The 20,891-nt window shown below is 66.4% G+C and carries 18 protein-coding genes and 1 pseudogene; 8 read left to right on the forward strand and 11 right to left on the reverse strand.

The genetic code is table 11. The features are described 5' to 3' along the window. The 5 genes from W5W_RS14635 to W5W_RS14640 form a co-directional block, all read left to right on the forward strand. Positions 1-202: aspartate 1-decarboxylase (locus W5W_RS14635; RefSeq protein WP_193760058.1), on the forward strand; the 202-nt coding region annotated here is incomplete at its 5' end. A 12-nt stretch (positions 203-214) separates the two neighbouring features. Beyond that, on the forward strand, positions 215-1,423 hold the full coding sequence (locus W5W_RS0105055) for a hypothetical protein (RefSeq protein WP_008733093.1): 1,209 nt from the start codon (positions 215-217) through the stop codon (positions 1,421-1,423). Between the two features lie 536 nt (positions 1,424-1,959). Then, a complete protein-coding gene (locus tag W5W_RS0105060) occupies positions 1,960-2,172 on the forward strand; it encodes a hypothetical protein (RefSeq protein ID WP_017194608.1) in 213 nt (70 codons plus the stop codon). 57 nt (positions 2,173-2,229) lie between these two features. Next, positions 2,230-3,492: a hypothetical protein gene (locus W5W_RS15620; RefSeq protein ID WP_154650248.1), complete on the forward strand. Its 1,263-nt coding sequence runs from the start codon at positions 2,230-2,232 to the stop codon at positions 3,490-3,492. Positions 3,493-4,243: 751 nt separating this feature from the next. Further along, positions 4,244-4,714: a hypothetical protein gene (locus W5W_RS14640; RefSeq protein WP_193760059.1), complete on the forward strand. Its 471-nt coding sequence runs from the start codon at positions 4,244-4,246 to the stop codon at positions 4,712-4,714. A 212-nt stretch (positions 4,715-4,926) separates the two neighbouring features. On the opposite strand, the gene W5W_RS0105070 is transcribed toward W5W_RS14640, so the two are convergent. Continuing rightward, positions 4,927-5,622: a PDDEXK family nuclease gene (locus tag W5W_RS0105070; RefSeq protein WP_017194610.1), complete on the reverse strand. Its 696-nt coding sequence runs from the start codon at positions 5,620-5,622 to the stop codon at positions 4,927-4,929. A gap of 293 nt (positions 5,623-5,915) precedes the next feature. Between W5W_RS0105070 and W5W_RS0105075 the strand changes: the two genes are divergently transcribed. From W5W_RS0105075 to W5W_RS0105085, 3 genes are all read left to right on the forward strand, one after another. Beyond that, the gene (locus W5W_RS0105075) at positions 5,916-7,697 is read left to right on the forward strand and encodes a lysine--tRNA ligase (protein ID WP_017194611.1); all 1,782 of its coding nucleotides are present in this window, start codon (positions 5,916-5,918) and stop codon (positions 7,695-7,697) included. 163 nt (positions 7,698-7,860) lie between these two features. Further along, on the forward strand, positions 7,861-9,168 hold the full coding sequence (locus W5W_RS0105080; protein WP_008733094.1) for an AAA family ATPase: 1,308 nt from the start codon (positions 7,861-7,863) through the stop codon (positions 9,166-9,168). 61 nt (positions 9,169-9,229) lie between these two features. Next, entirely contained in the window at positions 9,230-9,778 is a 549-nt protein-coding gene (locus tag W5W_RS0105085) for an RloB family protein (RefSeq protein ID WP_017194612.1), read from the forward strand. Here the strand turns inward: W5W_RS0105085 and W5W_RS0105090 are convergent. From W5W_RS0105090 to W5W_RS0105130, 10 genes and pseudogenes are all read right to left on the reverse strand, one after another. Next, positions 9,775-10,332, reverse strand: coding sequence for a DivIVA domain-containing protein (locus tag W5W_RS0105090; protein ID WP_008733089.1), 558 nt, complete (start codon positions 10,330-10,332; stop codon positions 9,775-9,777). The two genes, W5W_RS0105085 and W5W_RS0105090, sit on opposite strands and share 4 nt — an antisense overlap. Beyond that, a complete protein-coding gene (locus W5W_RS0105095) occupies positions 10,329-11,066 on the reverse strand; it encodes a pentapeptide repeat-containing protein (protein ID WP_029574090.1) in 738 nt (245 codons plus the stop codon). The genes W5W_RS0105090 and W5W_RS0105095 overlap by 4 nt, the downstream gene beginning before the upstream one ends. A 210-nt stretch (positions 11,067-11,276) precedes the next feature. Then, positions 11,277-12,218 (reverse strand): FtsX-like permease family protein, encoded by a 942-nt coding sequence (locus tag W5W_RS16650; RefSeq protein WP_238533256.1) that lies wholly within the window; start codon positions 12,216-12,218, stop codon positions 11,277-11,279. Beyond that, entirely contained in the window at positions 12,185-13,489 is a 1,305-nt protein-coding gene (locus W5W_RS16655; protein ID WP_238533257.1) for an FtsX-like permease family protein, read from the reverse strand. The genes W5W_RS16650 and W5W_RS16655 overlap by 34 nt, the downstream gene beginning before the upstream one ends. Next, positions 13,486-14,292 (reverse strand): ABC transporter ATP-binding protein, encoded by an 807-nt coding sequence (locus W5W_RS0105105; protein ID WP_008733072.1) that lies wholly within the window; start codon positions 14,290-14,292, stop codon positions 13,486-13,488. Before W5W_RS0105105 ends, W5W_RS16655 begins: the two co-directional genes overlap by 4 nt. Further along, positions 14,289-14,815, reverse strand: a pseudogene (locus tag W5W_RS14650) (PadR family transcriptional regulator). Before W5W_RS14650 ends, W5W_RS0105105 begins: the two are co-directional and overlap by 4 nt. 250 nt (positions 14,816-15,065) lie before the next feature. Then, entirely contained in the window at positions 15,066-15,572 is a 507-nt protein-coding gene (locus W5W_RS0105115) for a ClbS/DfsB family four-helix bundle protein (RefSeq protein ID WP_008733067.1), read from the reverse strand. A 138-nt stretch (positions 15,573-15,710) separates the two neighbouring features. Continuing rightward, positions 15,711-17,282 carry a peptide MFS transporter gene (locus W5W_RS0105120; protein WP_008733041.1) on the reverse strand — a complete coding sequence of 524 codons (1,572 nt, stop codon included), beginning with the start codon at positions 17,280-17,282 and terminating at the stop codon, positions 15,711-15,713. 301 nt (positions 17,283-17,583) lie between these two features. Continuing rightward, the gene (locus W5W_RS0105125) at positions 17,584-19,167 is read right to left on the reverse strand and encodes a peptide MFS transporter (RefSeq protein WP_029574091.1); all 1,584 of its coding nucleotides are present in this window, start codon (positions 19,165-19,167) and stop codon (positions 17,584-17,586) included. Between the two features lie 370 nt (positions 19,168-19,537). After that, complete coding sequence (locus tag W5W_RS0105130; RefSeq protein WP_017194613.1) at positions 19,538-20,806, reverse strand: alpha-hydroxy acid oxidase; 1,269 nt, start codon at positions 20,804-20,806, stop codon at positions 19,538-19,540. Between the last annotated feature and the right edge of the window lie 85 nt (positions 20,807-20,891).

Genomic DNA, 20,891 nt, shown 5'->3' on the forward strand with positions numbered 1-20,891 from the left:
CCACACCGTCATCCTCATCGCCTATTCCCAGATGGAGGACGCCGAGGCCCGCACGTACCTGCCGCACGTCGTCTTCGTCGATAAGCACAACCGCATCGTGGAGCGGGGCAGCGAGCCGGGGCAGATCCCCGTCGACTCCGACGCCGCCCGGCTCCAGGGGCTGACGCCCTCCGGCCTCTCCTTCGCCGCGGCCCGGAGCTGAGCCGTTGCGAGCATGCTCACCATCGATAGGCTGGTGGGCATGCAGGGCAAGGATCTTCCCGAACTGTTCGAGCTCTACACGCGCCGCGAGTTGACGCTGCACGATGTGCGTGCGGCGGCCCCAGATCTCACCATCGAAGGACACGACGGCGATGGAACGAGCATCCTCATCCGCGATGGCGTGCGGCTGGTCCTGAAACTCGACGAGGCGTCCATCGACGTCTCCCTCGACTTCGTCGATTACGTCAAGGAGGTCTCGGGCCGCGATGAGCTCCCCTTCTGCTACGAGCTCGAATGGCCGGGCGGACGGCACGTCGCCTCGGTGGGCGACCCCGGTCTTGAGATCGCCGAGGATCTGGCGCGTCGTTGCGACGGCGTCGTCGCCGACTTCCACAAGCGGGTGGTGTGGCCGGTCAGCGAGTCGCCGCCTCCCGACTTCGACTCCGATCTCTACGACGCCCCGGAGGAGTCCTTCCAGGTTGTGCAGTTGCGGTGGTTCGTGCGCGAGACCGTGTGCGATGTCCCGGTTGCCGCCTGGATGCGGGCCGTCGGGCGGGTGGCGCCCGACTGGCTGCCCACCGAGTACACCGGCAGGGCGCGCATGCTGGCGCTGACCGAGGCGACCATCGACGCGGCGGACGATATGAGGCGCACCGGCGACTACGGGGTGTTCCTGACCGGTCCTGAACCGATCCATGCGGTGGAGATGCTCCCCAGCGCCCCGCAGGAGCCGTACGGCATGTACTGCGTCGAGTGCGCGGTCGAGCTCGCCGTGCTCGACGGGGCTGCGCTGGATCGGCTCCACGAGATGTTCATCGCGGTCGCCGATGAGCTGGGGGCCGAGTTGGCGCTGGCCGAGGTTCTGGAGAACTGGGATCACACGTACAACGGGAGCGTCATGCCCGGATCGCAGGCGCAGTACCCCCAGGAGCTCGGCATGGGCGACATGGTGGTCGCGGGACTGCCGATGCGCCCGGTGCCGTGGTGCTACTTCGGTCCCGCCTACGCACGGCTGCTCTCCGGTTTCCTGTCCGGCGCCCCGGCGCAGTGGGAGCGCCTGCGCACCGCTCGCGGTCTCGACGTGAGGCTCAGCGGGCTCCCTGTCCCGGCCGAGGAGCTGCCGTCGGACTGGTTCCCCGCCGACTTCTGCATGTCGCTGCAGCCGCGGTGGTTCCACGAGAGCATCCTGTACGGCGCCCCCGCCCTGCCGGACTGGAACTGAGTGCGCCGGTTCCTGCCCGAGGTCGTCGGACTCGGACATGACGGTTTTCATCTCGCGGATACCCACGGATTTCACGTAAAGAGAGCATACGTCTTGTGTTCGTACGGGCCGCTGTCCAGGTGTCCGTAGCTGGGTGTGTTGGTATGTGGGACGTGGTCGGGATGGTTTACGGGGCGGTTGCTGGTGCCTGGGGTGAGTGGGGGTGGTACCGTCGATGGTGTCCCTTTCCGCGTTGAGTAGTGCCATTGATGAGTAATGAGAGGCCATCAAATGGCGGGTAGTTTGAAGTGGTACCATGATCAGGCGCAATCTGCGAAGTCGAGTATGGATTCGGCGAGTGGTCATATTAGTGGGGATTCGGTGGAGTCGCCGTCGGGTTGCGGGTCGTCGGCGTCGGCTGCGACGGCGGTGGTGTCGAGTTTTCAATTGGCGTTGTCGGGGTTGCAGTCGAGTATTCCGTCGTTGTCGAGCAGTATGTCGTCCGCTGATTCGAATATGACGTCGGCTGATACGCAGAGTGCGAGTAGTGTGCCGCAGTGTTCGCCGGCGCAGTCGGGGACGGATCCGGGGTCGACGCTGGGTTCGGGTTCGTCGTCGAAGGGTGGTTCAGGGGGTGGGAAGCCTCATTCGTCTTCGCATCCCGGGTTGTCTGCGGATGCGGGGTCGACGTGGAGTGGCTCTTCTGGTGGGTCGTCGTCAGGGTCTGGTTCGGGGACGTCGTCGTATGCGGGTATGAGTTCGAATCCTAATGGGCGCTGATCGGGGCCCGGTTGGTGATGTGGTTGTGAGTGCGGAGGTTAGTGATTATGTCGATTGATACTCATTTGGATGCGACGCCGTCTGATATTACCTCGTCGGCGACGAAGATCGGTGATATTAAGTCGCATGTTGATAGCGCCGAGACTGATATGATTAGCGCGCGTAGTAGTGTGGCGGATTTGCGGGGGACGACGGCGGGTGCTGTGTATCCGATGGTTAATTCGTGTGTCACTAATTGTGAAACTTTGGTGTCGAATCTGGGTAGTTATAAGACTGCTTTGGATAATCTTGCGAGTGCTCTGGGGTCGATTAAGACTGATTTGGAGGGTATCCGTAGTAGGGCCACTGAGGGTGGCTTGACTCTTTCTGATGAGACTATTGATGCGCCGACGCCCTCATCGTCGTCTTCGTCATCCTCTGCTGGTGATTCGCCTTCTGTTCCTGGGGATAGTCCTAGCGGGACGGAGGTTGATAATAGTGATGCTGAATTTCAGCAGAAGATGATATTGTATACCACGTTGGCGACTGAGACGAGTGATATTCGTACTCGGGAAAAGGAGGCTCGGCAGGATTTTGTGGATGCCTGTCAGAAGATCACTAATCCTGTGTACCATGCCGTGGCCGCTGGGGTGAAGGACTATATCAGGCCGTCGACTAAGGGTGGTGGTTGGATCGCGGCGGCGACTGCGAGTAAATGGGGCGTGAGTCGTACGAAGGATGCTGTTGGTTTGGTGAGGGGTTTTGCTTTGCGAGCCAGTGGTGCGGATGTTGCTCGTTATCGCAAGTGGGCGACGTCGCATTCGGCCAAGCCGGGAGCGCCTGCTCGTAGGTGGATCAGGGGCAAGAATCCGGTCATGACGGAGGCTGGCGGTAAGGGGACATGGGAGTGGAAGCATGCGTTCAATGACCGCAAGCTCGGGAACTGGAAGGTGCCGGCATCGGCGGAAGGGTCCAGGAGTGCGAAGATCGCGGAAACGGCCGGGAAGATTGCGGATAGCAATGCGCTGAAGTATGCCGGTCGTGCGGGCACCGCGGTGAGCTTCGGTGTTGATGCTTACCAGCAGTGGCAGAAGGACTCGAAGGACCCCTCGATCGGCACTGGTGAGAAGGTAGCCCGGGCGGCGACGAAGGGTGCTGCTTCTGCGGGTGGTGCGTGGGCCGGCGCTCAGGCGGGTGCCGCGATCGGTGCGTGTGTGGGCGGCCCGGTCGGGGCTGCGGTTGGCGGTATTGTTGGCGGAGCTGTGGGGTCTGGGGCAGGAAGTGCTTTAGCTGATCTCGCCAATAAGGGGATTCATAAGTTGTGGCATTGATGGTTAGTGGTTTGTGAGGGGGTGAGTTGGTGTGTCTGAGGGTGTGTTGTACGGCCTGGTGTGTCTTGCCTTGGGTGGGGTGACTTTGGTGAATTGGTGGTTTGCGATGTTCTCGGACAGTGATTATGGGGAGATGTGTCGTGACATGCTTGCGGGTGAGTTCAGTCTGGGCCGTAACACGGTCGCGGTTATTCAGCCTGCTGTAGGGACGCTTTTCGTATTCGGAGGAGGGTTGCTGCTATCTGAGGCTGCCGGCCTTGGCTATGATGAGGGTCCTCTAGCATGGTTTTTCCTGGCGGGAGTATTGCTGTCTGTGGTGATGGGGTTGTTGGGTTTGATTCCGGTTCCGTTGCCGAGGTTGATGTATCCGGAGGGTCAGATGGAGAGGCGTTGGCGGCGGAGTCTGACCGCGGCTGAGGCTGCTGAGGCTGCTGAGGCTCAGCGGCGTGCGGATCATCCTGCTGGTGGTTCTCGGCCGCCTTACCGTGGTAAGCACCGCAAATGACCACCATCGCCCACCCTCTGGGGGTCGTTGATACCGCTGAGCATAGTGACGGGGTCTGCGGTCTTCGCTACCCGAGGTATCGACCAGGCTTTTGGCCTGCTGCTCAGACGGATGCTGCGGTCGGCGGTATCGTCGGCGGAGCCATCGGATCCGGGGTCGCGAGTAAGGGTGTTGACACGGTTATGAGTTGGCTCCATCACTGATGATCATTGATGGTGGCGTGTGGCGCGAAGGCGGTGATGTGGCTTGTCTGAAAATCTGCTTTACGGTCTGGGAAGTCTTGTGCTGGGTGGGGTGACTTTGGTGAATTGGTGGTTTGCGATGTTCTCGGACAGTGACTATGGGGAGATGTGTCGTGATATGTCGTCGGGGGAGTTCAGTCTGGGCCGCAATACGATCGCGGTTATCCAGCCCGCTGTAGGGACGTGTTTCGTGTTCGGGGGAGGGCTGCTGCTGGCTCAGGCTGCTGAATTCGATAACGAGGGCCCTTTAGCGTGGTTTTTTGCTGTAGGAATATTTCTGCCTATGGTGGTGGGTTTGTTGGGTTTGATTCCGGTTCCGTTGCCGAGGTTGATGTATCCGGAGGGGCAGATGGAGAGGCGCTGGCGGCGGAGTCTGACCGCGGCTGAGGCCGCTGCGGCTGATGAGGCCCAGCGGCGCGCGGACCATCCCGATGACGGCTCTCGGCCGCCTTACCGTGGTAAGCACCGCAAATGACCACCCCCGCCCATACCCTGGGGGCTGCTGATACCGTCGAGCACATCGGCGGCCCTCGCGCATATTCCCAGGGAACCCCGGTCTGGCAGCGGGATGTACTTCTGTACTCCCTTGTGAGGTTGTGAGAGCGTTCTGCTGGTGTCAGGCCGTCGATGCGGACTGTAGGGAAGATGGAAACTATGGTTGTGCGACCATGCTTGGTAGGTACTCTCTCATGCGGCCTCATTTGAATACGCGCGGGCAGGTGCCCATTCTGTATCGCCTGTCTGATTGAATCCCACGATGTTCCCGCTCCTCCCATGTGCGGTCAGGGGGTGCTGTGCACATGGGAGCGGAGAACTTCCCTCACACCCAACCCAGATTTCGCAGAACGGTGCGGTTTCTGGAATGTAGAGACGCTGCGAGTGTGCAATGCCCTGTAGCGCCCTGCTCACAATGCCCACGATCGCCCTCTCGCCGGCGGCAACGTCGTCATAAGTCAGCCGGAGCGGCACATAACCGGCGGCGAGGGCGCGCTGGTCGCGGTGCCGGTCGCGGACGAACTGCTCCTTGGAGGAATGGAACTCGAATCCGTCGTCCTCCACGATGAGCCACCCCTCGACAAGGGCATCGACCTCGCCGATGCCCTCGAGCACGACGCCGGCCTCGACCCGCAGCCCGGTTTGCCGCAGGCACAGCCGGGTGCGAGTCTCCACATGGGAGCGGGCGGCCGCGTCGGCCTGATCCAGGCGTAGACGTGCGGCCTTCGAATAACGGCCGACCAGCAGCTCGGCGATCTCCTCCTTCGTCGTATCCCCGTGGTTGAGTGCCGCGTCCGCGACGCAGATCGCGTCGAGCTCGTCCAGGCAGGTCAGGGCGCAGGCGACGACCTCGGCCGGATGAACCAGGGGGAAGTCGTCAACCGTCATCGGGGTCAGCGTTGCCGGCCGGTGGATGCGAACATCGGTGAGGGGTCTGCTCGCTGATGCGCGTACTGAACGGTCCCTGGGGACGGCGATGTGGAACTCGCGCGACGGGTGCCACATGGGGTAGCCGAGTACACGAGCAGCGCTGGCGCACGTGAGATGGCCGCGAAAATGACGAGCTCGCACAATGCTCCGCTCTGTTCCGGGTTGGACGAGCAGTCGGCGGTGCGCTCGCGTGGCCGATTCCTCGCGGTTGAGAGGGGTGGTGCTTCTCCCGGCCGAATAGACTCGCGCGCGTGAGTGACGAGACCCAGCAGAACACCGTCCCCGAGCCAGACAACGCCCAGGCCCCTGCAGCGGCCCCTGCAGCGCCCTCCGAGCAGCCCGGTGGCTCCGGGCAGGCCCAGCGGCCCCAGCAGAACGAGCAGACCGGCCAGACCAAGCGGGACAAGCAGGCCCAGCAGGCTGATCAGGCCGGTCAGCCCAGGCAGGATCCGGGCCCCGGCGAGCAGTTCGCGGTCCGCGCCGCCAAGCGGGAGCGGCTGCGCTCCGAGGGCTGGGAGCCCTACCCGGTCCAGCTCCCCATCACCACGACCATCGCCGCCGTGCGCGAGCGCTACTCCCACCTCGAGGCCGGTCAGGAGACCGAGGACATCGTCGGCGTGGCCGGGCGCGTGGTTTTCCTGCGCAACACCGGCCGCCTCTGCTTCGTCTCCCTCGCCGACGGCGCGGGCACCACCCTCCAGGCGATGCTGTCCGCCAAGGCCCTGCCCGGCTCCGGCCACACGTCCCTGGCGGCCTTCAAGGCGGACGTGGATCTGGGCGACCACCTCTTCGTCCACGGCCGCGTCATCTCCTCGCGCCGCGGCGAGCTGTCCGTTATGGCCGAGCCCGTCCTGCGCGAGTGCGCCGACGCCGTCGAGCCGGCCGAGCGCGGGGATGACGACGTCGTCGTGCCCGCCTGGCGCCTCGCCTCCAAGGCCCTGCGCCCGCTGCCGAAGGTCTGGACCAACCAGGAGGGCGAGGAGGTCAGCCTGAGCGAGGACAACCGGGCGCGCCGTCGCGAGCTCGACCTGCTGATCCGCCCCGCCGCACGCGACATGGTGCGCACCCGGGCCGCCGTCATGCGCTCCCTGCGCGACAATTTCCACCGCCGCAACTACCTCGAGCTGGAGACCCCCATGCTCCAGGTCATCCACGGCGGCGCGGCGGCCCGCCCGTTCATCACCCACATGAACGCCTTCGACATGGACCTCTACCTGCGCATCGCCACGGAGATCTACCTCAAGCGCGCCGTGGTGGGCGGCGTGGACCGCGTCTTCGAGATCAACCGCAACTTCCGCAATGAGGGCGCCGACTCCTCCCACTCCCCGGAGTTCACCGCCCTGGAAGCCTACGAGGCCTACTCCGACTACGACGGCATGGCCGAGCTGACCCGCAACCTGGTCCAGCAGGCCGCGCGCGACGCCTTCGACCTGCCCGAGGGCGGCGAGATCGTGACCCTGGCCGATGGCACCGAGTACGACCTCTCCGGCGAGTGGGACAAGATCGACCTCTACACCTCCGTCTCCGAGGCGCTGGGGGAGGAGATCGCCGTGGACACCCCGCGCAAGCAGCTCGTGGCCCACGCCGAGCGAATCGGCCTGGAGGTGGACGACTACGCCGTGGCCGGCAAGGTCGTGGAGGACATCTTCGAGGAGCTGGTGGGCAACAAGCTCTGGGCGCCCACCTTCGTCTACGACTTCCCCGAGGACACCTCGCCGCTGACCCGCTACCACCGCTCCAAGCCGGGTCTGACGGAGAAGTGGGACCTGTACGTGCGCGGATTCGAGACGGCCACCGCCTACTCCGAACTGGCCGACCCCGTGGTCCAGCGCGAGCGCTTCGAGGCCCAGGCCCTGGCCGCCGCCAACGGCGACCCCGAGGCCATGGTGCTGGACGAGGACTTCCTGGTGGCCATGGAGCAGGGTTTCCCGCCCAGCGGCGGCATGGGCATGGGCATCGACCGCCTGCTCATGGTGCTCACCGGCCAGGGCATCCGCGAGACCATCACCTTCCCGCTGGTCAAGCGGAGCTGACCCGTACTCGGCCGGCGCTCCGTCGTGGCAGCCCGGCGGGCCTCAGCAGGCCTAGTACCCGGTAGTCCCCAGGCGGCGCTGGGCGGACTCGAGCTCGGCGTCATGAACGTTGAACTTTGGGAAAAAACTTCCCAAAACGAGCTGTTCACACTAGGGTTGCGGTATGTTGCTGGACTTCACCGTGGCGAACTACCGCTGCTACGCAGAGGAGGCGACCCTCGATCTCACTCGGGGTTCGCTTAAGACTCTGACGCCGCGTGGCGGCTCCTCCTGGCAGGAGCAGACATGGCGCGTGGCGGCGATCTTCGGTGCCAATGCCTCAGGCAAGTCCACCCTCCTGGACGCGCTTGACTGCCTCCACCATGCCGTCGGTGATCAGCGGGACATCCTGTATCAGCCCTTCAGTCTCGATCGTGACCACGCGGCGCAGCCGTCCCGTTTCTCCATTGGTTTCACCCACGAGAACGAGCGCTACAGCTACAGTGTCGAGGCGCATCGCTGGGGCATTTCGCGTGAGGAGCTCTGGGCAGCGGGGCAGCGCTGGCGCAAGGTCTTCGTGCGTACCCAGGGCCCCGAGGATGACGAGCCCACGGTCGAGTCCGGCACCACCCTCAAGGGTGCCACGAACGAGGTTCGTCGAATCACGACGCCCAAGGACCTCTTCCTCGCCATCGCTCTCAAGTACAAGCACGCCACCCTTGCTCCGATTGCGCGCAGTTTGCGTGCCATGCGCTTCATCCACCACAGTGACCGGGAGCGCGCTTCGCGTCTGCGGTGGGTGATGAGCCGTCTCGCAGAGGCCCCTGAGCAGTGGAGTGGTATTGCGAACGCCATCGCTCAGGCTGCCGACCTGGGCATTGTCGGTCTTGAGCTTGAGGAGCAGGAGGTTCCTCAGAAGGTGCTTGATCTTCTGCATCGACTTCTCATGAATGAGGATGAGGGCGAGGATGCGGAGGTGCCTGCTGAGCTGCTCACGGAGCTCCAGCGTCACCTCGTCCTCCACCACCGCGGTGCCGACGGTGAGGAGTACCCATTGGCGAGCAGCCAGCAGAGTCAAGGAACTCTCACCTGGTTGGCGACGGTCGGTCCTGCCATCGACGCCTTGCGACTAGGGCAGGTGCTGTGCATCGACGAGCTCGATGCGAGCCTCCACCCCACACTGACCGCCACGCTGGTGGACATGTTCAAGGATCCGGACCTCAATACCCGGGGTGCTCAGATCGTCTTCACAACCCATGACACGGCGCTCCTGGACAATTCTCCCGTCCAGCTCCTGGAGGCGGGCGAGGTGTGGATGACGGAGAAGTCCCCCTTCGGTGCCAGTGAGCTTTTCTCGCTCGCAGACTTCCCCTCCAACCGCAAGGGCACTAACAAGCAGCGCCGCTACCTCGCCGGTGCCTTCGGTGCTATCCCTCGGGTAGACACCTCCAGCCTCCGCCGGTACCTCTCAACGCCGGCAGGGGCGAAGTGAGATGACGCCACCGAGAAGGAAACGGCGCAGCCAACGAGTCGAACTGTGCACCGTTCTCCTCGTGACTAATGGGCGGGTCACCGAGAACGCCTACCTGCAGCAGCTGTGCCGACGTGTGGACCGCGACAGAGTCTCAGCTAAAGTGAAGGTCATCAACGGTGATCCGCTCACCGTCGTCAAGGAGCTCAGCGGGCCTCGGTCAGACCTCAGCGACTACAGGGAGGTGTGGATCGTCGTCGACCATGATGGTCGGGACTGTCATGATTTTCTGGCTAAATGCCGAGGGCTGAGTAGCAAGCGGACCGTTGTGCACGGTGTTGTTTCCGTGCCCTGCTTCGAGGTCTGGCTCAACGCCCACTACGCCCCCGTGAAGAACTACCAGAACCAGGCTGATGCGCAAACGCACTACCGGGAGCTGACGGGCCTGAGCAGTAAGGACGCGAAGATGCTGCCGGACGACTTCCCCTGGGATGAGGTCGCACAGGCCGTGGTCAGGTGCCATCTGCCGACGGACAGCCTCCCGGAGACTGATACTCAAGGGCCTTGCCCATCGACAACGATGCCCCACCTGCTCCGCAGTCTTGGACTCCTCAGCGCTGACGAGTTCTAGAACCCGGTAGTACCCAGGCGGCGCTGGGCGGCCTCGAGCTCGGCGCGCAGGTAGGCGTTCTCCTGCTGGAGCTGGGCGATGTACTGGTCCCGCTGGGCGATCGCCTCGGCGTACTGGGGGTCGCTCATCGCTCCGCCGCCTCCCGGGACGGTCCCTGCCCCGGTGGTGTAGCCGGCATTCCCGTACGCCCCGGGCGCCGATCCGTAACTCGTGTCCGCCCCGTAGACACTGCCGTTCAGCCGCGCCTCCATGGTCTCCATGGTGGCCACGACCGTATCCAAGAAGGCGTCGACATCCGGCTGCTCGTACCCTTCTCGGAACTTGGATGTCTTGAACCGTATGTTCCTGACGTCCTGGGAGGTCAGAAGTATCTCCGCCTCCTGGTGAGAACCGGTAGTCGCTCCCGGTGCCATTCCAAGGCGCTCCTCGAGTCCCCGCAGCGTGGTGGTCACCTCGTCGAGGAACTCGTCGACCTCGTCCTGAACGTATCCCTCACGGAGTCTCGTGCTATCGAACTTCACGTTGAGGACGTCATCGGATGTCAGTAGCGTCATGCTCGCCTACCCCCTGTTATCGGATTCTGCTCGCCGTCCTGGTCGTCGACCCGCAGCCCCAGGTGCTGCGCCAAGAGCGGCGCGAGTTCGGTGAGCTGCTCGCCGCTGACGGTCGCCCCACCCAAGGAGTCGACGCCGCTGACCACCCTCATCTCCAGCCCCCGCAGGTCGACATCGCTCAGGCTCCCACCGCGCAGGCGCAGCGTGCCCACCTGGCAGTCCTCGAAGCGGACCCGCTCTGCTTCGATGCCGCTCAGGTCCAGCTCGTCGATCCGGGTGCCCCGGATGAGGAGGTCGCGCACAGCGGTCCCGGCGAGGTTGGCGAAGCCCAGACGGCAGTCCTCAACGAGGACGGACTCGACATCGGCGTCGTAGAGCTCCCAGGCCCCGATACGGGAGTCGACCAACTCCACCGTTCGCCATGTGGAGCGCGGGCTGTGAAGGTACGTGGCACTCAGGCGCTCCAGGCGACAGTCGACCAGCCGTGCGGCGGCCAGGTCGGTGTCGTTGGCGAAGACCTCCGAGAACCGGCAGCTCAGCAGGCTGATCGCGGACAGGTCCGAACCGCTCAGGTCCGCCTCGGCCAGCTGCAGATCCTCGACCATCCCACCGGCGGCCAGTTCATCGGCCGCGCCGTCACGCAGGCGACCGAGGCCCGGTGCCGCGAGGACCGGCGGCTTCGGGGAGGCTGTGGTGGAGGAGCCTGCGGCCGTGTCGGTCCGTTCTGCGGTCATGGACATGTTCTATCGCAGATCGGCTCCGGGCACCGGGGGTTGTTCTCCCCGGTGCCCGGACGTGACGGAGGGACTCGTGTCCAAATCTGTGACAAAGGAGCTCCGAGGCCATTACTCCGCCGAAAGGAACCGCGGAATCATGCGGTTTTCTTTTCCGCAACTGAGGGTGATCGCGGCCTTTGTCGCCGATATGGACACCATGAACCGCCGCTACTCGAATCGGACGGTGGTGCCGGCCAGCATCCGCCTGCCGTAGCGGGCGCTGGCCAGGGTCGCCGCCACCACCAGCGCCAGGCACGCCCCCAGCACCAACCAGTAGCCGCTGCTGGGCCAGCTGATACGGCGCCCTGATACCCCACCGATCAGCGACCACGCGGTCAGCCAACCCAGCCCGATGCTCATGGCCAGGGCGGTGGCCGTCGGCAGCGCCGTCTCGTAGGAGACCATGGAGCGCAGCGTTGCCGCCGGCATGCCGACCAGTCGCAGCAGGCCGAGGACCCGCTGGCGCCCCAGCAGCGCCGCCACCGTCGAGACCCCGAGCGAGACCGCGGAGATGCCCGCGGCGATGAGGATGCCGATGTAACCGAGCTGGGCGAATTGGTTCTCCATGGCACTGCCCTCGAGGGCCTGAATCGAGCTGGGTGAGGTCGGGGAGGTACCCGGGGCCAGGCCGGAGGTGGCCAGAGCGGTGCGGGCCCGCTCGACTGCTCCGGGGCTGGCCGGGTCGGTGCCCACCAGGAGGACGGGAGCGCCTTGCTCATGGGCGGTTTTCAGCTCCCCGGCACTGACCGGTGACGGCGAGGCGGCGGCATTCTCATACAACCACCGGGTGCTGATGCTCACCGCGCCATCGGGGGCCGCCACGTGCGGCGCCCCGAGTGCCTCGGCCTTGTCGGCCTCGAGGATGACCTGACTGTCCTGCGTGCTGTCTCCACGGATCCTCCCCATGGCGACCGTCGTCACCCCGGGTACGCCGGAGAGCCGGTCGACGGCGCTGTCCAGTACGCCCTCGTCTCTGACCGTCGGCATCACCTCGAGTGTCGTGGGGCTCAGGTGCCCACCGCCCTGCGTGACGTCACGGGTTCCCGCAGCGGCCGTGATGGCGACGGCGAACACCGTCATGGCGTAGACGGCGATGACGACGCCCGCCACCGCTCGGAAGACTGCTCGAGGGTGCTGAGTGATCCGGTTGAAGCCGATGACCTGCGCCGCCGAGTGGGCCAGTGCCCGACCTCCTTGCGCCACCCACAGGTCAGGACCGGCCCGGCCCACAGCAGCCCCAGCATCGCGCACAGGAAGGAGGCGGGCAGCAGGTAGATGGTCAGATCGGAGTCCTGACGGGCCACCGCCGGAGTGCTGACCAGACCTGCAGTCCCCAGGATCACGGGCACCAACGAGATGAGACGCGGGCGGCGCTCGGTGCGCTCTCGGGACCCGCCCAGAGGGCCGAGGTCGGCCCGTCGCGTGCGCCACCAGGCCACGGCCGCCGCCCCCGCGGTGGTCGCGACGACGGCGAGGACCGCGTTGACCGGTGAGCGCAGCAGGTCGGAGTAGTAGAAGCGACTGGACCTCAGCGTGATCTGCGCGGCCACGGGGATCATGGCCAGGTAGAGGCCCACGCCCGCCAGGGCGCCGACGAAGGTGGTGGCCCCGATCTCCAGGGCCGCGGTGCGGGCCACCTGCTGCGGTGTGGCCCCGATGAGGCGCAGCGTGGCGAAGCGCTCGGCCCGCTGCGCCGCCCCCAGGTCCGTGACGATCCCGACGAGCAGCAGCGCGGGCACGAGCACCGCGATGGCACCGATGAGCGTGGCGATCCGATACGCCTCATTCTCGTAGGGGATGCCCTGGAACGAGGTGACCACCTGGGGCGGGATGTAGAACTCGGAGGCGGCCACGGTCCCCAGGTCCGTCCCGACGACGGCCACCAGCGAGTCCGGGCCCTCGACGGCCTCGGGGGTCAGGACACCCACCTGCTTGCCATAGCGGTCGCCGAGCTGGTCGGCGGGGAGGGAGGAGATGCGCTTGGCCAGGGCCGGCGAGGCCAGGTACTCGCCCTGCTTCGGGACGACATCGGCCCCCGGAATCCTCACTGAGGTGGTGCCCGACTCCGGCAGGGCCACCCGTAGAAGCGTGATCGGCCTGTCGCCGACGATGTCGACGTTGCTGGCGACTGCCAGCTCGTTGTCTGTGAGGACATGATCGGGCTGGAGGTCCGTGTGGTTCGACTGCTGGGAAAGGCCGGGCATGAGCGCGGTGGACCCCCAGCTGGAGCGCATGCTGCGCTCAGGGAAGGCCTCGGCGGCGGCCAGCAGCATGAGGAACAGGGCCACTCCCACCATGACGCCGGCGACGATCCCGGCCAGGCGGCGTCGGGCGGAGCGGTCGTTGGCGACGAGCAGCCGGGTCAGGGCGATACGGCTCATGACCGGCCCCCGGTAGCGGCGTGCCCGGGCTCCTTTGGTCCGACCACGGCGTGTGTGGCCCCGGGACCGATGCGACCGTCGCGCACGGTGACCTCCCGGTCGGCGTAGGCGGCGATGCGCGCATCATGGGTGATGATGACCAGGCCGGCACCTCGGGAGCGCACCGAGTTCAGGAGTACCTCCATGGTCCGCTCGGCGGCCAGGGAGTCCAGGGAGCCGGTGGGCTCGTCGGCGAAGAGGAGGTGCGGGTTGGTCACCAGTGCCCGCGCGACGGCGGCCCGCTGCGCCTGCCCGCCCGAGAGCTGGGTGGGGCGCTTGTCCAGGTGCTCGCTCAGCCCCAGCTCACCGAGGGTCTCGCGGGCCTGGGCCAGAGCCTTCCGGCGCGAGGCGCCCGCCAGAAGTAGAGGGATGGTGACGTTGTCCAGGGCGGAGAGGTCCGGCAGGAGCTGGCCGAATTGGAAGATGAAGCCGAACTCCTTCAGGCGCAGGCGGCTGCGGGCCGACTCGTCGAGGGCCGCGATGTCTTGCGGCGTATCGCCTCCGTGATAGTCGACGCGTCCGGCGTCGGGCACGAGGACCCCGGCCATGACGTGCAGGAGCGTTGACTTTCCCGAGCCCGACGGGCCGGTGACGGCCAGGACCTCACCGGCCAGGACATCCAGGTCGACGCCGCGCAGCGCGTGGGTCTGCCCGAAGCTCATCTCCAGGCCGCGGGCGCGCATGATGACCTTGTCCGGCGGGTCCGCCTCGCCCCGATCTGGCGTGGGGAGGACATCGGCGGCCGTGGAGGTGGTGGCGTTCATGAGTGCACCTCCTCGCGCAGCTCGCTCAGGCGGGCCGCGGTGGTCTCCATCCAGCGCAGGTCGGCCTCGATGTGGAACAGGGCGTGGTCGGCCAGCAGCACCGTGCGCAGGTCGCCGTCTTGCTTGAGGCGGGTCAGCTCGCGCATGCGCGCCATGTGCTCGGCGCGCTGGAGGTCGAGAAGGCGCCCGGCGTCGTCGTCGAGCATGAGGGCGATGACGGTCTTGGCGAAGATATCGGCCTGGACGTCGCCGGCCGGGGTGACCGGGGTCAGCAGCCACTGCTCGACGCTCTGGCGCCCGGCGTCGGTGACCTCGTAGCGCTTGCGCTCCGGGCCGGCGCCGGGCTCGGCCTCGACCTGCGTGATGAGCCCGTCGCGCACCAGGCGGGCGAGCGTGGCGTGTAGACCTGGCCGTAGGCCAGTGGCTTGGAGGCGGCGAACCAGTGGTCCCAGGAGCGTTTGAGGTCGTATCCGTGCCCCGGCCCGGCGCTGAGCAGCCCAAGAAGAGTGAGTCTGGATTCCATGCCCACAACTATGCGCTGAGTGTATACACCGACGACATACTCCGCGAGGAGGAGAAACTGAGGTGTGGTCGTGAGCCTGTGCCGAGGCGGTGGGCCTTTGTTGTCCGGGCCGTGTCGGCCTCTGGGGTCGTCGGCAGATCGTCCGTCCCCTCAGCTGACGGTTGTCGCTGACGGCAGGTTCGTGGTGGAAGATGCGACCCCGGAGCACCCTCGTACTGTGGGTCCTCGCCGGGGTGAGCGATCCGATTGCTCAGTGGCGTTTCCAGGCGCGGATCTTGGTGCGGAAGGAGGTGAAGGGTGCCACCGTGTTGATATGCACCCACTTGGCCACCGGCCAGGCCGACGGTGTCGAGGAGGCCCATGCCCGCTGCCCTGAGGTGAAGAGCTCCTCCAGGCTCAGCGATGCCACGAGAGCGACGACGTCGTCGACCCTGTCCCGAAAGGTCTCCTGGAGCTGGGGCAGCGAGGCATCACGCCACTGCTCGTAGAAGGCGCTGTAGAGATCGCCGAGCCGGTTCCATTGGTAGCCGGGCGCGGGCGTGACCACCTCGCGCCCCGCCCGCTCGTCTCGCTCCCAGTCCAGCAGCAGGTCCATCCACCCCAGCTGGTAGGTGAGCATCTGCGCCGGCGTGCGGTCCACCCCGTCCTTGAGGACGTGGAGCCCAGAGGCGGGGACGTCGTCGAACTCGGCGATGAACAGCTCGGCGCGCTTGCGGATCTCCGCGATGAGCTCCTCACCGGAGGCGTAGTCCTTCACGGCGGTCTGGTCTCCTTCTTCGCCCTCGCTGGCCCGCCGGCGGCAGTCGGAGGCGTGCGGTCGTAGGGTAATCCGCGCGGTGCCCTGAACCTACGAACCCGAGACTCAACCTACGAACTCGCGGCGCCCCAGCCGTGCCTAGTCCTGCGCCGTGACCCCGACGTCGGCCATCTTCCGCTCCGTCCATGGGGCGACGACGAACAGGACGATGGCCACGGCAACCGTCACGACCCCTAGGCCGTAGTAGTAGGTGGAGTTCGCGACGTGCTCCGTCCTGGAGATGATGAAGCCGGCCAGGCCCTGGCCGGTGGCCGTCGTCAGCAGCCACAGGCTCATCGTCTGGGAGGCGAAGCTCTTGGGCGCCAGTGCAGACGTCGTGGACAGTCCCACCGGGGACAGGAAGAGCTCGGCGACGGTCTGGATGATGAAGACCACGGCCAGGAACCACCAGGGGGACAGTCTCGCGCCGCCAGTCCAGGTCTGGAAGCCGTAGCCCAGGATGAAGGCCGATACCCCGATGATGAGCACCGAGATCGCGAACTTCATGATGGTGGAGGGGAATCTGCCCGCCCGCCGGGTGAAGAGCCAACCGATGAATGGCGCCAGGATGACGATCGTGGCCGGGTTGATGGACTGGTAGGTCTCCGGGGTGATGACCCAGCCGAGCAACGGGATACGGCCGTCGGTGTTGTCCTTGGCGAAGGTGGCCATCTTACCGGCCGCCTGCTCGGAGATCATGAAGAACAGGACCGCGCCGATCCACAGGGGGATATAGGCGCGCAGGTGGGTGCGCTCGGGGGCCGTGACCTTGGGGGAGCGGAACATGAGGATGAAGTAGCCCAGAGCGGCGCCGGCCGGGATGATGAGCATGGTCGCGGAGATGGCGTCGAGCAGGCTGCCGGTCAGGGTGCTGAGGGCCACGACGAGCGCGGCCGCAGCCGCCACGGTCAGTACCGAGGTAAGTACGAACCTCTGGCGCTCCTGGGGGCGGATGGGGTTGGGAACGATGAAGGCGAAGGCTGAGAGCTTGTGGCGGCCGTAGATGAAGGCGATCAGGGCCACCGCCATGCCGACGGCGGCCGAGAAGAAGCCGGCGTGGTAGCCGTAGTGCTCGCGCAGCCAGCCGGTCACCAGCGGAGACGCCAGTGAGCCGAGGTTGACCGACATGTAGAACAGCTGGAATCCGGCGTCGCGCCGCGGGTCGTCGTCATCGTAGAGGCCCCCGACGATCGTGGACAGGTTCGGCTTGATGAAACCGGTGCCCACGGCCACCAGCACGATCCCCGTCCAGGAGAAGGCTGGCGCGGGAATGGACAGGCAGATGTGCCCGGCCATGATGACCAGGCCGCCGTAGAGGGTGGACAGCCACGGCCCGATGATGCGGTCGGCGAAGATGCCGCCGGGGATGGCCAGCAGGTAGACGGCCGCGCTGTAGGAAGCCAGGATGACCTGCCCGGAGTTGGCGCTCAGGCCCAGGCCGCCGCCGGCCACGGTGTCGGTGATGAAGTAGAGCAGGATGGCACGCATGCCGTAGTAAGAGAAGCGTTCCCACATCTCCACATTGAGCATCCATGGCAGTCCACGGGGGTGACCGAACAGCCCCCGGTCCTCCTTTGACGGCGTCGTGCGCAGGGTGGAGGGGCGCCACCGGCTGGCGATCATCCGACCGGTATCGAGATCGTCCTCGACGGGAGTCGGGGTCGTTGACATGAGACTCTCCCTTCCTGTGGTCGGGTGAGGCGTGCCGCTGGACCGTCAGTGTCCGGCACGAACCACAGGTACCCAAGCACCCTACTCCGACCGCATGGCTATTTTGGGAGAACGTGAAGATGGCTGTGCGAAGCGGCCCATGAGGTCGGCGAGTCCGGGACGCTCATTGCCCCCTCTGGGATCCATCGGCGGCAGCCGGACCTCGCGGTCGTAGGGTAATCCGCGCGGTGCCCTGAACCTACGAACCCGAGACTCAACCTACGAACTCGCGGCGCTCCAGGTGCGGCTCGTCCAGGCGGGCCTAGTCCTGGGCGGCGACCTCGACGTCGGCCATCTGCCGCTGGGTCCACGGGGCGACGGCGAACAGCACCAGGGCCATGAGCAGCGTGGCCACGCCCAGGCCGTAGTAGTAGGTGGCGTCGGAGGCGTCCTCGGTCTGGGCGATGACGAAGCCGGCCACGCCCTGCCCGGTGGCGACGCTGAGCCACCACAGCCCCATCGCCTGGGAGGCGAAGCTCTTGGGGGCCAGGGCGGTCGTCGTGGCCAGGCCGACTGGGGTCAGGAAGAGCTCGGCGACGGTCTGGATGACGTAGACCAGCGCCAGGAACCACCAGGGGGACAGGTCCTGCCCGCCCGGCCAGATCTGGAACCCGTACCCCAGCATGAGCGCCGAGAGCCCCACGATGAGCACCGCGATGACGAACTTCATGATGGTGGAGGGGAACCGGCCCGCCCGCCGGGTGAAGAGCATGCCGATCAGCGGGGCCAGGATCACGATCGCCGCGGGGTTGACCGACTGATAGGCCTCCGCGGTGATCGACCAGCCGAACAGGGGCAGCCGCAGATCTGTGTTGGAGTCGGCGAAGGTGGCCATCTTGCCGGCCGCCTGCTCGGTGATCATGAAGAACAGGACCGCTCCGATCCACAGGGGGATGTAGGCACGCAGGTGGGTGCGCTCGGGGGCGGTGACCTTCGGGGAGCGGAACATGACCACGAAGTAGGCCACGGCCGCACCGACCGGCACGAGCAGGCCCGCCGTGGCGACGGTGCTCACCAGGTTTCCGGTGATCGCCTGCAGGACGGCCACGACAGCGCCGACGGCGACCAGGACGCCGAGGGAGCCCAGCAGCAGCCGCCGGCGCTCCTGGGGGCGGATGGGGTTGGGCACGGTGAAGGCGAAGGCGGAGAGCTTGTGGCGGCCGTAGATGAAGGCGCCCAGGGCGAAGGCCATGCCGACGGCGGCCGAGGAGAAGCCGGCGTGGTATCCGTAGTGCTCGCGCAGCCAGCCGGTCAGCAGAGGAGAGGCGAAGGCGCCGACGTTGATGGACATGTAGAACAGCTGGAAGCCCGCGTCGCGCCGGATGTCATCGTCGTCGTAGAGGCCGCCGACGATGGTTGTCAGGTTCGGCTTGATGAAGCCGGTGCCCACGGCCACCAGCACGATCCCCGTCCAGGACGTGACCGTGGTCGGGATGGTCAGGCAGATGTGCCCGGCCATGATGACCACGCCGCCGTAGAGGGTGGACAGCCAGGGTCCGATGATGCGGTCGGCGAAGATACCCCCGGGGATGGCCAGGAAGTAGACGGCCATCCCGTAGAGCGCGATGATGACCTGTCCGCTGGTCTCGCTCAGGCCCAGGCCCCCGTGGGCGACCGTGTCAGTGATGAAGTAGAGCAGGATGGCGCGCATGCCGTAGTAGGAGAAGCGTTCCCACATCTCCACGTTGAGCATCCAGGGCAGCCCCCGGGGCTGGTCGAACAGTCCCCGGTCCTGCCGCGACGGCGTCGTGCGCAGGCTGCGGGGCCGCCACCGGCTGGAGATGAGGCGGCCGGGACCGGCCAACCTGTCCTCGCGGTCGTCGGCCGCCGTCGCGGTGCCTGACATCGGGCCGGATGTCGAGTCTGACATCGGACCTGACGTCGAATCGGACTCGGACTGTGCCATGGCGCTGTCCCTTCCTCAGGGCGGTGGCCGCTCGGGGCCGGCCGCAGGGGTGATCCAGGGCGCCGGGTGCTCCGTCTGACGCGAAGGAGCACAGACCTGTCGCCGAGGTCAGAAGTGATGGTGCCCAGACCATAGCGCCCCGCCTGTTTCCGGCATGCTTCCGGTTCTCGGCCAGACGACGGTGGCCCCGGAGAGGCGACCGCTGGGGTCTCCTCTCCGGGGCCACCGGGCACCGCCGCGCAGGGCGATGGCAGGGATGCCTCCGACGGGCGGATGGCGCGGGGCCGGCAGGGCCTGCCGGACCGGGCCCTCAGCGGGCCAGGGCGTCGGCTGCTGCCTTGACGGTCGGGCGCACCGGGGTCAGGCGCGTCAGCTGGGTGACGTGACGCGGTTCGAGCTCATCGATGCTCGAGACGCCCAGGAGCTTCATGGTGCGCACGATCTCCTCCGACAGGATCTCGATGGTCCGGTCCACCCCGGCGCGCCCGCCCGCCATGAGGCCGTAGAGGTAGGCGCGGCCGATGATCGTGAACTTCGCGCCCAGGGCCACGGCCGCGATGATGTCGGCGCCGTTCATAATGCCGGTGTCGATCATGATGGTGGCCTCGGAGCCGACCTCGCGGACGAGCTCGGGCAGGAGCCGGAAGGGTACGGGGGCGCGGTCGAGCTGACGCCCGCCGTGGTTGGACAGGATGATGCCGTCCACGCCGTGGTCGAGCAGCCGCTTGGCGTCCGGAATGTTCTGCACGCCCTTGATGACGATCTTGCCGGACCACATGGAGCGGATGACCTCGAGGTCCTCATAGCTGATCGTCGGGTCCATGGCGGAGTCCAGCAGCTCGCCGACCGTGCCGCCCGTGCTCTTCAGCGAGGCGAACTCGAGCTTCGGGGTGGTCAGGAAGTCGAACCACCACCACGGCCGGGGGATCGCGTTGAGGACGGTGCCCGCGGTGATCTGCGGCGGGATGGAGAAGCCGTTGCGCCGGTCGCGCAGGCGCGCCCCGGCCACCGGGGTGTCCACGGTGAACATGAGGGTGTCGAAGCCCGCCTGCTCGGCGCGCTCGACCAGGCCGTAGGAGATCTCCCGCTTGCGCATGACGTAGAGCTGGAACCAGTTCCGCCCGTGCGGGTTGGCCGCCCTGACCTCCTCGATGGAGGAGGTGCCCAGGGTGGACAGCGTGAACGGGATGCCGGCGGCGCCCGCGGCCCCGGCGCCCGCGATCTCGCCCTCGGTCTGCATCAGGCGGGTGAAACCGGTCGGGGCGATGCCGAAGGGCATGGCCGACGGCCCCCCGAGGATCTGGCAGGAGGTGTCCACACTGGGCGCCGGCCGCAGGATGTCGGGGTGGAACTCGACGTCGCGGAAGGCCTGGCGGGCGCGGCGCAGGGAGATCTCGCCCTCGGCGGCGCCGTCGGTGTAGTCGAAGGCGGCGGCGGGCGTGCGGCGCTTGGCGATCTTCCGCAGGTCCCAGATGGTCTGGGCCGACTGGAGCCTCCGGTGCTTGGCGTTCAGATCGGGCTTCTTGAAATGAAGCAGATCGAAGATCTCATTCGGATTGGGGATCTGGCGCTTGACCATGGCGGTGGACCTCGTCGTTGAGCGAGCATGACAGTACAAACGCACGTGACAGGGTGCCGACGCAACGTCTGCTCCGCAAGACTAT

This window comes from Actinomyces massiliensis 4401292, from assembly GCF_000269805.1.
Lineage (GTDB): Bacteria > Actinomycetota > Actinomycetes > Actinomycetales > Actinomycetaceae > Actinomyces > Actinomyces massiliensis.